The sequence below is a fragment of the Saccharopolyspora sp. MMCC62 genome (assembly GCF_057736575.1).
Genome location: NZ_JBYKCM010000006.1, coordinates 196,313 through 209,540 on the forward strand (window position 1 = coordinate 196,313; position 13,228 = coordinate 209,540).

Below are 13,228 nucleotides of genomic sequence, written 5' to 3' on the forward strand. Positions count from 1 at the left end.
CGCGCGCCCGGACGATCCGGCACGTGCGGTCCCGTTCCACCGCCGTCGGAACGCGAGGTGGCGATCAGGGCGGTGCGTTCCCGAGTTCGCCGAGGTGTGGTGAGCCTCGCCTCGCCATGGGAGATCGTGGAGAGCACGTGCAGGGCGCGGTGCGGCCGTTCGCGATGCCGGACGGGCGCACCTTGCACGGCAGGGAACTGCCCGGGCCGCCCGGCGCGCCGACGGTGGTGCCCGAAGCGGGCGCGGCGGCGGGCGGGCGCTCGTGGGCGCTGGGGCAACCTGCGGTCGCCGAGTTCGCGCGGGCCGTGGTCTACGACCGCAGCGGCCTGGGAGCCAGCGCGCCCGACCCGGTGTCCCGGACGCTGCGGCGGATGGCCGACGGCCGCAGATCGGTGCTCGACGACCTCGGGCCGGGGCCGTTCGTGCTGGTCGGGCACAGCGCCGGCGGGCCGCTCGTCCGCCGGGCCGCGGCCGACCGGCCGGACCGCAGCGCCGGGATCGTCCTGGTCGACCCGGCCGACGAGGCGTCCGAAGCGCTGTTCACCCCCGGATTCCGGCGCGCCGAGAAGTGGGTGATCCGGACCCACCTGCTGCCGGCCCGCGCGCGCCTGCTCGGGCCGCTGTGCCGGCCGCTGCCACCGGACGCCCGCCGCGCCGTGCTGCGGGACGGGTGCACCCCGCGGCTGGTGCGCACCCAGGCCGAGCGGTCGCGGACGTTCCTCGACGAGCTCCTCGCCTTCCGGGAGGCGCCACCGGAGCTCGGCGACCTCCCGGGCACGGTGATCTCCGGCGGCCGCGCCGGGGGCGGCATGAACGCGGCGGCGCGGGCCGACGCGAACGCGAGCCACGCGCACCGGACGGCGCAGTCCCCGCAGGGCAGGCACGTGGTCGCGCAGCGCTCCGGCCACTGCGTTCCGCTCGCGGAACCCGACGTCGTCGTCGACGAAATCCGGCGCCTCGCGGGCTGATCCGCGAAGCGGCGAACGAGCCGGGGCGTCGCGGTGGTGCCGCACCGCCCGGTCGAGGAGCGGCGACGCCATGTGCCCGCCGCGCGCACTCGGATCCGGGCGCGGCGCCCACCCGTTCGGAACGCGTCGCGCCCGGAGCGGCGCCGCACCTCGGACGACGGTCCTCGACGACGCGCCCTTCGGGGCGGTGCCGGACGACGCGCCCTTCGGGGCGGTGTTTCCGGAAGACGTGCCGCTGCGGACGTGGTGCCGGGAGACCCCCGAGCACGATCACCCGATCGGCGAACTGCTGTACTCGGGGCCGTCGGGAAGGGGAGCGGATGGCGGAAGAAGAGGTCCTCGCCGGGGGGAACATGACGGCGGTGACGCGGGTCGGGAACACGGTGCGGCGCACCGCCGGTCCGTGGACCCCCGCCGTGCACGCGCTGCTCGCCCACCTGCGGCGGCGCGGGTTCACCCGCGCGCCGGAACCGCTGGGACGCGATGAGCGGGGCCGGGAGGTGCTCGGTTTCCTGTCCGGTGCGGTCGCGACCTACCCGCTGGCCGCCTCGGTGCTCTCCGACCACACCCTGCGCGAGGTGGCGGGCCTGCTGCGCGAGTACCACGACGCCACGGTGGACTTCGAGCCCCCGGCCGGCGCGGTGTGGCAGTGGCCTCCGCACGAGCCGCGGGAAGTGCTGTGCCACAACGACTTCTGCCCGTACAACCTGCTGTTCGAGGACGGCCGGATCACCGGCGTGATCGATTTCGACACGGCGTCGCCCGGACCGCGGGTGTGGGACCTCGGCTACACGGCGTACCGGTTCGTCCCGCTCACCGGACCGCGGAACCCGGACGTCGGCCACCCGGGCGTCGCCGAGCAGCGGCGGCGGCTCGCGCTGTTCTGCGACGCCTACGGCCTGCCCGAGATCACCCCGGCCGACGTGCTGCGCATCGCCATCACCAGGTTGCAGGACCTCGTCGAGTTCATCGTCGGCTCGGCCCGGGCGGGGGATCCGGCGCAGCAGGCCGTGCTGGACCGCGGCGACACCGAGATCTACCGCCACGACATCGACCACCTGACCGCCACCGCGATCCTGGACTGAGCCCGGAATCCGCGCTTCGCCGGAACCGGCCCGGGCCGCGGCGCATCCCGTTCGCGGCGTACGAGTGGCGACCGTGCCGTGGGGCGGACATGAGCAGGGCCGGGGTGCCGGCGTGGTTCCGCACCCCGGCACCCCGGCCCTCGCCCAGCCCCGACCGGTCAGTCGGCGGTAGGCCGTTCCGCGACGCGGCCCGCCGGTGCGGGGGACGGGTCCGGATGCCAGAAGTCCGCTCCCTCGATGCCCAGCGCCACCGGGTCGAAGACCGGGTCGATGCCGAGCTTGCGCTGCCGGTCGTAGTCGCGGCAGATCTTGTGCACCACCGGGTACAGCAGCACCAGGCACAGCAGGTTCACCCAGGCGATCAGCCCGAGCCCGATGTCGCCCGCCGCCCACACCAGGTCGGCGTCGAGCACCGAACCGGTGAAGACCACCGCGACCGTGCCCAGCCGCAGCACCATCGTCCACACCGGACCCTTCCGGCCGTCCAGCAGGAACAGCAGGTTGGAGTTCGCGACGTAGAAGTACAGCAGCAGGCAGGTGAACCCGAACAGCAGCACCGCGACGGCGACGAATCCCGCGCCCCAACCGGGCACCAGCGTGTCGATGGCGGCCTGCACCCAGTTCGGGCCCGCGTCCAGGCCGGGCACGTTCTCGATGAAGAACCCGCCGGAGTGGTCCGAGACGTTGTACTTCCCGGACACCACCATCATCAGCCCGGTCGCCATGCAGATCAGCAGCACGTCGATGTAGATGCTGAAGCTCTGCACCAGCCCCTGCTTGCCGGGGTGCGAGGTGCGCGCCGCTGCGGCCGCGAAGGTCGCCTCGCCGAGCCCGTTCGCCGAGGCGAACACCGCCCGCCGCACGCCCCACGCCACCGCCGCGCCGGTGAGCCCGGCCAGCATCGGCTCCAGACCGAACGCCGACCGCACGATGAGCGACACCGCCGCGGGCACGTTCTCGACGTTCGTGCCGATGACCGCGAGGGCCAGCACCAGGTAGCCGACCGCCAGGACCGGCACGAGCAGCTGCGTCACCTTCACGATGCGGGTGGTCCCGCCGAAGATGATCACCGCGATCAGCCCGGTGATGATCAGCGCCGGGATCCACGACGGCAACCCGAACGCGAGCTTCGCGCTGGAGGCGATGGTGCTCACCTGGAACCCGGGGAAGACGAACCCGTACCCGACGAGGCCGAGGACGGCGACGAGCCCGCCGAGGAACGGGATGCGCAGGCCGTGCTTGATGTAGTACGGCATGCCCCCGATGTCCTCACCGGCCCGCTGCCGATCCTCGTCCTGCACCTGGCGCTTGAACACCTGCGCCAAGGCGGCCTCGGCGTAGCCGACGGTGCAGCCGACCAGCCCGGTGATCGCCATCCACAGCAGCGCGCCCGGCCCGCCACCGCCGATCGCGGTCGCGACCCCGGCGATGCTGCCGACGCCGACGCGGCTGCCGAGCGCGAGCACCAGCGCCTGGAACGAGGACAGCCCGCCGGATTCGCCCGGCGTGTCCCGCAACTGGCGCAGCATGTCCGGGATGCGCCGGAACTGCACCGCTTTCGTGCCGATCGTGAACAGCACGCCCAACCCGATGGCGAGGTAGGCCATCGGCGTCCAGATAGCGTCGGCTACCGCCGCGAGTTCGTCCGCGAGGGAGGACAGGCCCATATCACCGCGCCTCCCCCCGGATCGCGGCCAGCGCTTCCTCGACGCGGGCCGTGCTCGCCGCGTCCAGCGGCGCGGTGGGGCGCCGCGGGGAGCCGACGTCGAGACCGCGCAGCCCGGTGCCCGCCTTCACCGCGGGGATGAACGGCGCCGAGATGAGCGAGTCGATGACCGGGTACAGCGCCTTCCACTGCGCGAGCGCACCGGACAGGTCGCCGTCGGCGATGCTGCGGCGGACCGCCACGATCTCCTCCGGGACCACGTTCGCCGCCCCGGCCATCACGCCTGCGGCGCCTTCCACGAGGGCGCTGTAGATGTAGACGTCCCAGCCGATGAAGGTACCGATCACGTCGCCGTGGTGGTGGATCAGCTGCAGCGCCTGCTCCCAGTTCGCGCTGGAGTCCTTGATGTAGCGGATGTTGCCGGTGCTCTCGGCGAGCCCGCGCACGGTCTCCGGGTCGAGGTTGACGCCGGTCGCGGCCGGGATGTTGTAGAGCATGATCGGCAGTTCGACCGAGGCGGCGACGTCCTTGAGGTAGGCCACGGTCTCGTCGAGGCTGATCGGCTCGTAGAACGGGGTGACGAGCATCAGCACGTCCGCGCCGCTGCGCTCGGCGGCCCGGGAGAGCCGGATGGCTTCGGCGGTGCTGGTGGCGCCGGTCTGCGCGACTACCGGGACGCGCCCCGCGGTGTGCTCGACGACGGTGTCGACGAGGCGGAGCCGCTCGTCCGGGCTCAGCGCGCCGACCTCGGCGGTGGAGCCCGCGGCCACGACACCGTCCACACCGGACTCGATGGAGCGGTCGACGACCTTCTTCAGCACCGGTAGGTCGATCGATTCGTCCCCGTCGAACGGGGTGACCAGCGCGGTGAGCACGCCGTTGAGGTTGTTCGTCACGGGTGGTTCTCCTTCTCTGCTGCGACTTCTCTGCTGCGAGGGTGTGGCGGGGTCAGACGGCGGCGGGCGCGGGAGCGGCCCGGTGGGTCTGGCGTTCGGTGGCGAGGAAGCTCGCGGCTTCCTGCGCGGCCGAGAAACCGGAGGTGATGGCGCTCTCGGTGTAGAGCGTGCCGAGGTAGTCACCGGCCAGGTGGACGCGATCGGCGCCGCGGATGAGGGTGGACTGCAGCTTCGCGCGGCCGGGGAACGAGTACGGCGAGGCGACCGCCCACCGCGCCGCTTCGGCCTCCACGACGGAGTCGGCGAAGCCGTGCCCGAGGATCTGGTCCAGGTCGGCCAGGTGAGTGCGCACCACCTCGTCGTCGGTCTTGTCCAGCAGCGCCCGGCCGAGCGAGGCGGGGGAGAAGGTCATGAAGCTCCCGCCGGGCTGGCGCGCGGATTCGGTGCCGCGCACCAGGTTCGCCTGGTTCAGCGCGATCGCGAACGACCGCTTCGGCGCGGCGATGGCGTAGATGTCATCCCACGGGCGGGCCGAGGTCTCGTCGGTGAGGAACGCGGAGCTGACGTGCGGCCCGTACTCGATGCGGCCCAGCGCGTCGCGCAGCTCGTCGGGCAGATCCACGCCGATGCGGTGCGAGACGTCGGCGGTGGTGGCGAGCACGACGGTGCGCGCCTCGACCTCGCGGTCCACTCCGTCCTGGCGGTAGCGCACCACGACCGAACCGGGCTTGCGCACGACCTCCTGCACGGCGGCGCCGAGCCGCACGCGGTCGCCGAGCGCGGCCGCGATCGTTTCGGTGAGGGTGGACGGTCCGCCGGCGATGCCGCGGCTGAGGCCCTGTCCGAAGCCGAGCACCAGGCTGAAGTAGCCGATGCCCGCCCCGGCCGAGATCTGGTCCATGTCCCCGGCGGAGCGGGTGACCGTCGTCCGGAACAGCGCCGCCGCGTCCTCGGGCAGGTGCCCGACGAAGTCCTGGAACGAGCGGTCGTTGGCGAAGTCGTAGATCCGCTGTTGGCGCGCGGCCCCGGATTCGCCGGGGCGCTTGCGCACCACCCCGGTGTACTTGGCCACCTCGGCGACGACCTTGAGCCCGGCGCGCATGGTGCCGATCCGCGCGGCGGTGGGCATCGGGATGCGGAACGGGTAGGTCGCGATGTGGCCCTTCCGGAGGAACTTCCCGTTCATGGCCAGCGCTTGCAGCGAGCCGGGGACGGCCATCGCGGCGACGCCGACCTCGTTGAGCAGGGCGTCGGTCGAGGAGTCGGCGCCGGCGAAGACGTGCCCGCCCCAGTTGAGCCAGTAGCGGCCGCGGCGTTCCGAGCGGATGCGGCCGCCGACGCGCTCGTCGGCTTCGAGGACCACCGCGTCCCAGTGCCGGAGCCGCCAGGCCGCCGACAGGCCGGCGAGGCCGGCTCCGATGACGATCGCGTCCTTCATCTGTCACTCCATTCGTGGTCCGCGAGGTGGGTGCCGCCGAGCGGCGGTGGTGGCGCGCCCCGGCGGCGGGGGCGCGCCGGTGGTCCGGGTGGCGCGGAGGTCGCGGCTGCGCGCGTCCTGAGCGGGGAGCGGGGGAGGCGCGGGTGTGGCACCGGACGTGGCCATGACCTGTCCACGACGCCTCCCTCCGTTGGGACGGACTCGTCCGGGCGGTGCCGGACGGTCGGGTGGGGCGCACTGCCGCTGCGATCAGGCCCGGAACGGTGATGGGCGCCACTGGTCCGAGAATGTAATCTGTGATCACAAATCAAATCAACCCTTTCGGGGGGTATGAACTTGACTGGGCGCGGCGGGGAGGCCCTGCACCGCCGCGGCGGGGAGGCCCTGCGGCCGCGCGGCGGGGGCCTGCACCCGCGCGGCGGCTCGGCTCGCACCCCGGCCCGCGGCGAGGCCGCTGAGCCGACGACCGCGCGCGCAGCCCGACCATCCGGCCAGGGTTCTCGGCGGTTCCTCCGCAGGGCGGCATCGTCGCCGGAGCCGACGGTGGGGACTATCCCGCGGCGAAGGTCCACCGAGGTTCCGCCACCCGGCCACGACGCGCCAGAAGTCGGTGCACGCTTCGGCGATCGGCGCCACTAACCTGGGCTCCGTGGCCACCTCCCGACGCATCGAGCCGACCCTGCTGACCGACCAGGTCTACGACTTCCTGCACGACGGGATCTTGAACGGCGAGTTCGCCGCCGGCGCGCGGCTGCGCATCCGGGACGTCGCCGCGGAGGTCGGCACCAGCGTGATGCCCGTGCGGGAGGCCATCCGGCGGCTGGAGGAGGCCGGGCTCGTCGAGCGCGAACCGCACAAGGGCGCCGTGGTCCGCGGGCTGTCCTTGGAGGAGCTCATCCACGTGTACGAGACGCGCCGGGTGCTGGAGGTGGCCGCGGCGCGCGCCGGTGCCGAGCGCATCGACGCGGCCGGGCTGGCCACCATGCGCGCCGAGTACGAGCGGATGCTCGTCAGCCTCCGCGAGCGGCGCGTCGTGGAGAGCCTCGATCACGACGAGGCCGTGCTGGAGACGTTGTACGTGGCGTCCGGCAACCCGGTGCTGGTGCAGCTGATCCGCAACCTGTGGCGGCAGTGCCGCCCCTACAAGATCGTCGGCGCGCAGGGCACGGTCGAGACCGCGGCCGACGATTCCCTGTGGCTGTACCAGGAACGGCTCATCGCCGCTGCCGAGTCGCAGGACGCCGAGGCCGCCGCCACGGCCTCGGACGAGTCGCTGCGGGACGCGACCGGTCGGATCGAGGCGTTGCTGGCCGCGCAGCGCTCCGGCTGACGGCCACGGTGTCCCGCGGGAGACCGGTGCGGTTCGGCCGCCTGCGGCGGAAGCCGTCGGCGGCGAGCAGTGCGAGCGCCACGGCCAGCAGCCCGTAGACGCCGATCGACGCCGGGTCCAGCCGTTCGCCGAGCAGGAGCGCGGCGGCGAACAGCAGCACCGGTTCCACGTAGCTCAGCAGTCCGAACAGCGGCATCGGCAGCAGTCCGGACGCGGCCAGGTAGGCGCTCATCGCGATCGCCCCGGCCAGTCCGGCCGCGAGCACTGCGGCCTGCCCGCCCGGGGTGCTCGCCCCGGGGGCGACGAGGACGAGGGTGATCGCGAGCGGCGTGCCGAGCAGCACCTCGCCGCCGAACGCGGCGGGCCCGTCGAGCCCGGCGCGCTTGCGGGAGGTGAAGTACACCGCGTACCCGACCGCGACCGCGAACGTCACCCAGGACAGCGCCATCGTGGTGCCGATCCGGATCGCGACCGCGGCCGCGGCGATCCCGACCGCGATCCACTGCGCCCGGCTGACCGCCGCCGCGAAGACGAGCCTGCCGACGATGACGAGCACGATCGGCAGCAGCAGGAACCCGAGCGAGGCGTCCAGCGCGTGCTGGTGCACCGGCGCCCACGCGAACAGCCACAGCTGCATCGCGATGAGTGCGGCGAGCCCGGCGAACGCGAGCGGCCGCCACCACCGCGAGCGGAGGACGTCGAGGAACGCCGCCGCGTGCGCCCGGCCGCGGCGCGTCGCGAGCAGGCCGAGGTAGAACGCCGCGGTCAGGATGACGCGCCAGCCGAACACCGCCTCCGCCGAGGCGTCGACGAGCCCGGAGGCGAGGAAGATCCCGCCGAAGAGCACCGATGCGCCGAGCGACGCCGCGGTCCCCCGGACGCGTTCGGCGGATCCGTTGCGTTCCACGCTGCCTCCTTGCGCGAAGCCGACCCTGGAAGGGAGTATGTGATCTGTGATCACATCTTAGGTTAGCGACGGATCACGCCGAGACGAAAGGACTTCCCATGTCCCGGACCAGCACCCACGACAACGACGCCGCGGTGGTGCGCCGCGCGGGCGACGGCCTCCCCGCCCGCGATTCCCTCCCGCCGCTCGGGCACTTCATCGACGGCGCCTTCGAGACCACCGCGGCGGAGACGATCGCCCTGATCGACCCGTCCACCGGCGAGACCGTCGCCGACGTGCCCAGCGGCACCCGCGCCGACGTGGACCGGGCGGCCACCGCCGCGCGCGCCGCGTTCGCCGAATGGGGGCGGACCACTCCGCGCGAGCGCGCCGACCTCCTGCTGGAGATCGCGAACCGCATCGAGCAGCGCGCCGACGACTTCGCCCGGCTGGAATCCCTCGACACCGGCAAGCCCGGCGCCGTCGCCGCCGATGACGTGCAGGGCGCCGTCGACGTCTTCCGCTTCGCCGCGGGCGCCGCACGTGCCTTCACCGAGGCCGGGGCCGCCGAGTACGTGCGCGACCACACCTCGATCCTGCTGCGCGAACCGGTCGGCGTGGTCGGCGCGATCGTGCCGTGGAACTACCCGCTGCTGATGGCCGCCTGGAAGATCGCGCCGATCCTCGGCGTCGGCGACACCGTGATCATCAAGCCCGCCGAGCAGACGCCGCTGACCCTGCTGCTGCTCGCCGACGTCGTGCGCGACCTGCTGCCCGCCGGAGCGTTCAACGTCGTGCTGGGTCTGGGTTCCGTCGTCGGCGCCGCGCTGGCCGAGCACCCGCAGGTCGACCTCGTCGCCGTCACCGGCAGCGTCGGCAGCGGCCGGGCCGTCGCGACGGCCGCGGCGGACTCGGTCAAGCGGGTGCACCTGGAGCTCGGCGGCAAGGCGCCCGTGGTGATCTTCGAGGACGCGGACCTCGACGCCGCCGCCGAAGCGCTGCGTACCGCCGGGTACTGGAACTCCGGGCAGGAGTGCGGCGCGGGCACCCGTGTGCTCGTGCACCGGAGCGTCGCCGACCGGTTCGTCGAGCTGCTCGCCGCCCAGGTCCGGGAGATCCCCGTCGGCGAACCCGGCGCCGGGGACGACATCGAGGTCGGGCCGCTGATCTCGCAGGCCCAGCTCGACCGCGTGCAGGGCTTCGTCGAACGTGCCGAGGCCGAGGGCGCCCGCGCCGTCGTGGGCGGCCGCGCGCTGGACGGGCCCGGTTTCTTCCTGGCGCCCACCGTCCTCGTCGACGTCGCGCCGGGGACCGAGGCCGCCCGCGAGGAGATCTTCGGCCCGGTCATCACGGTCGAGACCTTCGAGGACGAGGAGGAAGCCGTGTCCAGGGCGAACGACGTCGTGTACGGGCTGGCCGCCTCGGTGTGGACGACGAACGCCGCGCGGTCCCTCGACGTCCCGCGCCGCCTGGACTTCGGCACGGTGTGGGTGAACAGCCACCTCGTGCTCGCCAGCGAGGTGCCGTGGGGCGGGTTCAAGGGTTCCGGCTACGGGCGCGACCTGTCGATCTACGCGCTCCAGGACTTCTCCCGGACCAAGCACATCCAGCTCAACCACGCGCGATGAGCGAGCGACCGGGGGAGCGGTCTCGCGGCGGCTCGGTGTTCCCGCCGACCGCGACCACCGCGGAGCCGGGCGGTGCGGAGCGCGCGCGGTGGTGCGTGCCGCCGCGACTGCCCGCCCCGCGCCGCCCCGCGGCCGATCGGCGGCGGCCCGGACGCGGCCGCACCTGATCGACGCGGCCCGGTGCCGGTTCCCGCGGGGACGCTCGCGCGGGAACCGGCCGGGGCCGGGACGACCGACCGGGAGGACGTCGAGGTGCGGCGGACACCCCGGCCTGCTGCGGCCGCCGTCCGGGGGCGCGGGCTGCGCGATCCGGCGCCCGAGTAGACCTGGTACCTGCTGGGGGAGGAACCCCCGCCGGCCGGGCGGGAGAGCCGGTGGGTGCGCCGACGTGACTTCCGCATGCCGCCGGACCCGGCGCACTTCGGCCGGGCGCTGCGCGAAGCCACGAACGCGCCGGGCCGGAGCGGGTCGGGTTCCCCTGCCGCGGTGGTGCGGGCCGAACCGGGACCGCCCTGGCCTGCCGCGCCGTGCCGGACGGGGTGCCCGCGCGCGAGGCGGTCGGGCACACGCGCGCACCGATCACGCCGATCCGCCGAAACCACTTGGGAGAGCACGATTCGCGGCCCGCTTCGGATGGTCCACTGAGGACCGGACGCGGATCCGGCGGGTTCCCGACGCCGAGCGGCACGGGACGGGCGACGTCCTCGTCTACCACGGGGTGAGCGAGATCGGCGGCATCCTGCTCTGGCTGCTCCGCACCGGCACCGGGTTGCACCTGGACGTGCTCCACAGCGACACCGGCCAGGCGCATCGAGCCCGGGCCGAGCTCACCGACGCGGTGCGCGCGGCGCTGCGGGGTTTCCGGGACGCCTAACCGGGACCGCCCGCGATGACGGCGAGGAGTTCGGCCGGTTCGTCGTCGACCGCGCGGAAGTAGTGCGGCTGGCCGCCGCGGAAGTACGCCGAGTCGCCGGTGCCGAGCACCTCGGTCCGGTTCGGGAAGCGGAGTTCGACGCGTCCGCGCAGCACCAGCACGAACTCGTCGCCGTCGTGCTCGCGGAAGGTGCACTGCGCCGAGGTCGTCGTCGGGTGCAGCACGAACGGCATCATCTGCTTGCCCGCCATCCGCGTCGCCAGCCCGGCGTAGGGCGAGCTGTCCGGCGGGGTGTGCCGCGCGGCGCCGCCGCGCGCCTCGGCGCGGCTGATCTCCAGCACGGCCTGGTCGTCGGGGGAGCCGAACAGCGCGGCCACGTCGACGTCGAGCGCCGCGGCGAGCTGCATCGCCACCGCGATCGAGGGCGTGCTGTGCCCGCGTTCGACCTTCGAGAGGTACGACTTCGTCATCCCGGCCTGTTCGGCCAGGGCTTCGAGCGTCCAGCCGCGCTCGCGCCGCAGCATGCGGACCACTGCCACTCCCACCGGGACCTCCTTCGCGTGCCACCAGTTTCGCACACGACACAAGTTGCCTGTAGGAAACTTCGTGTCATATGGTGTCGGCGAGCTCAGGAGAGGAGCCCGCGATGCTCGACAGCACCGACCCGTCCGCTTCGGCGGACAAGCAGGCCCACATGCGCAATTCGCTGCGCGACATGCAGCGCCACATCAGCACCTCGACGCTCAGCCTCAAGGAGAAGGTCGCGGTCACCTGCCGCGTGCTCTACGACGCCGGGCACGACTCCGGCCTCGCGGGGCAGATCACCGCCCGCGAGGACGACGGCACCTTCTGGACCCAGCGCCTCGGACTCGGCTTCGACGAGGTCACCGCCGACAACCTGGTGCACGTCGACGAGCAGCTCACCGTCCTCGACGGCGAAGGCATGCCGAACCCGGCGAACCGCTTCCACGCCTGGATCTACCGGGCCCGCCCCGACGTGCGCTGCATCGTGCACACCCACCCGCTGCACATCGCCGCGCTGTCCATGCTCGAAGTGCCGTTGCAGGTGTCCCAGATGGACCTCGCGCCGCTGTACGACGACTGCGCGTTCCTCGGCGACTGGCCGGGAGTCCCGGTCGGCGACGAAGAGGGCGAGATCATCTCCGGCGCGCTGGGGGACAAGCGGGCGATCCTGCTCGCGCACCACGGGCAGGTCGTCGCCGCCTCCAGCGTCGAAGAAGCCTGCTCGCTGGCCGTGCTCATCGAGCGCGCCGCCCGACTGCAGCTGCTGGCGATGGCCGCGGGCGAGATCCGCGAACTGCCCGAATCGCTGGCCCGCGAGGCCCACGACTGGACCCTCACCCCGAAGCGCAGCCAGGCCAACTTCGCCTACTACGCGCGCCGCGCGCTGCGGAACCACCCCGACGCCATCGACTCGAAGGAGACCTCCGCGTGAGCAGCACCGTGCACGGCATCGTCGCCTACCCGGTCACCCCGTTCCGGCCCGCGACCTACGAGGTCGACCACCAGCAGCTGGCCGTCCTCGTCGACCGGCTCGTCCGCGACGGGGCGCACGCCATCGCACCGCTGGGCAGCACCGGGGAGAGCGCCTACCTCAGCGACTCCGAATGGGCCGACGTGGCCGCCACCAGCATCGACGCCACCGCCGGGCGGGTGCCGACCGTCGTGGGCGTCTCCGCGCTCACCACGGCCGCCACCACCGAGCGGGCCCGCATCGCGGCGCGGCTCGGCGCCGACATGGTGATGGTGCTGCCGATGTCCTACTGGAAGCTCGCCCCCGACGAAGTCCGCGCCCACATCGCCGCGGTCGGCGCGAGCACCGACCTGCCGATCATGGTCTACAACAACCCGGCGACCAGCGGGATCGACCTGTCCCCGGAATTCCTCGTCGACCTGGTCGAGACGATCCCGAACGTCGTGGCCATCAAGGAGTCCAGCGGCGACATCACCCGCATGCAGCGCATCGCGCGGCTCGGCGGCGGCGAGGTCCCGTTCTTCAACGGGTCCAACCCGCTCGCGTTCCTCGCGCTGGCCGCCGGGGCGACCGGTTGGTGCACGGCGGCGCCCGCGCTGTGCCCGCGGCACGTCCTGGACCTGCACGACGCGGTCGCCGACGGGGACCTCGGGCGGGCGCGGGAGCTCTCCGGGACGTTGTTGCCGCTGCTGGAGTTCATCCTCGCCCGCGGGCTGCCCACCGCGGTCAAGGCCGGGCTCGCCGAGCTCGGTGTGGACGCCGGGGTGCCGCGGCTACCGCTGCAACCGCTCGACGCGGCGGGCGCCGAACAGCTCCGCACCCTGCTGTCCGACCTGGGCATCACCGCGGCCGACGTCTCCGCCGCGAGCTGAGCACCGGGGCGGGGTGCGGCCCCCGCGCACCCCGGCCCGGTACCGGTGCTCGGCGGTGTACCTCGTGGCCCCTGCGGTGCGAGTCGGCCG

At 73.4% G+C, this 13,228-nt stretch carries 12 protein-coding genes; 7 read left to right on the forward strand and 5 right to left on the reverse strand.

Going from position 1 to position 13,228, the window contains the following annotated elements:
* Positions 1–116 precede the first annotated feature (116 nt).
* Positions 117–968 (forward strand): alpha/beta fold hydrolase, encoded by an 852-nt coding sequence (locus AC29IT_RS16415; protein ID WP_488219281.1) that lies wholly within the window; start codon positions 117–119, stop codon positions 966–968.
* Between the two features lie 320 nt (positions 969–1,288).
* Positions 1,289–2,053 (forward strand): phosphotransferase, encoded by a 765-nt coding sequence (locus AC29IT_RS16420; RefSeq protein ID WP_488219282.1) that lies wholly within the window; start codon positions 1,289–1,291, stop codon positions 2,051–2,053.
* Positions 2,054–2,211: 158 nt separating this feature from the next.
* Here AC29IT_RS16420 and AC29IT_RS16425 read toward each other — a convergent pair whose 3' ends face one another.
* From AC29IT_RS16425 to AC29IT_RS16435, 3 genes are read right to left on the reverse strand one after another with little or no spacing between them, the layout of a single operon-like run.
* Positions 2,212–3,720, reverse strand: coding sequence for an alanine/glycine:cation symporter family protein (locus AC29IT_RS16425; RefSeq protein ID WP_488219283.1), 1,509 nt, complete (start codon positions 3,718–3,720; stop codon positions 2,212–2,214).
* Between the two features lies 1 nt (position 3,721).
* On the reverse strand, positions 3,722–4,615 hold the full coding sequence (locus AC29IT_RS16430) for a dihydrodipicolinate synthase family protein (protein ID WP_488219284.1): 894 nt from the start codon (positions 4,613–4,615) through the stop codon (positions 3,722–3,724).
* A 52-nt stretch (positions 4,616–4,667) separates the two neighbouring features.
* A complete protein-coding gene (locus AC29IT_RS16435; RefSeq protein ID WP_488219285.1) occupies positions 4,668–6,053 on the reverse strand; it encodes a protoporphyrinogen/coproporphyrinogen oxidase in 1,386 nt (461 codons plus the stop codon).
* A gap of 649 nt (positions 6,054–6,702) precedes the next feature.
* On the opposite strand from AC29IT_RS16435, the gene AC29IT_RS16440 reads away from it, so the two are divergent.
* Positions 6,703–7,383 carry a GntR family transcriptional regulator gene (locus AC29IT_RS16440; protein WP_358441827.1) on the forward strand — a complete coding sequence of 227 codons (681 nt, stop codon included), beginning with the start codon at positions 6,703–6,705 and terminating at the stop codon, positions 7,381–7,383.
* Here the strand turns inward: AC29IT_RS16440 and AC29IT_RS16445 are convergent.
* Positions 7,268–8,290, reverse strand: coding sequence for an EamA family transporter (locus AC29IT_RS16445; RefSeq protein ID WP_488219286.1), 1,023 nt, complete (start codon positions 8,288–8,290; stop codon positions 7,268–7,270). The genes AC29IT_RS16440 and AC29IT_RS16445 overlap by 116 nt on opposite strands.
* A gap of 98 nt (positions 8,291–8,388) precedes the next feature.
* Here AC29IT_RS16445 and AC29IT_RS16450 point away from each other — a divergent pair, with 98 nt between their 5' ends.
* Both AC29IT_RS16450 and AC29IT_RS16455 read left to right on the forward strand, forming a co-directional pair.
* Entirely contained in the window at positions 8,389–9,897 is a 1,509-nt protein-coding gene (locus AC29IT_RS16450; RefSeq protein ID WP_488219287.1) for an aminobutyraldehyde dehydrogenase, read from the forward strand.
* Positions 9,898–10,615: 718 nt separating this feature from the next.
* The gene (locus tag AC29IT_RS16455) at positions 10,616–10,771 is read left to right on the forward strand and encodes a hypothetical protein (protein ID WP_488219288.1); all 156 of its coding nucleotides are present in this window, start codon (positions 10,616–10,618) and stop codon (positions 10,769–10,771) included.
* On the opposite strand, the gene AC29IT_RS16460 is transcribed toward AC29IT_RS16455, so the two are convergent.
* Entirely contained in the window at positions 10,768–11,316 is a 549-nt protein-coding gene (locus AC29IT_RS16460) for a helix-turn-helix domain-containing protein (protein WP_488219289.1), read from the reverse strand. The two genes, AC29IT_RS16455 and AC29IT_RS16460, sit on opposite strands and share 4 nt — an antisense overlap.
* A 101-nt stretch (positions 11,317–11,417) precedes the next feature.
* On the opposite strand from AC29IT_RS16460, the gene AC29IT_RS16465 reads away from it, so the two are divergent.
* The gene (locus tag AC29IT_RS16465; RefSeq protein WP_488219290.1) at positions 11,418–12,227 is read left to right on the forward strand and encodes an aldolase; all 810 of its coding nucleotides are present in this window, start codon (positions 11,418–11,420) and stop codon (positions 12,225–12,227) included.
* The gene (locus tag AC29IT_RS16470) at positions 12,224–13,138 is read left to right on the forward strand and encodes a dihydrodipicolinate synthase family protein (protein ID WP_488219291.1); all 915 of its coding nucleotides are present in this window, start codon (positions 12,224–12,226) and stop codon (positions 13,136–13,138) included. Before AC29IT_RS16465 ends, AC29IT_RS16470 begins: the two co-directional genes overlap by 4 nt.
* Positions 13,139–13,228 lie beyond the last annotated feature (90 nt).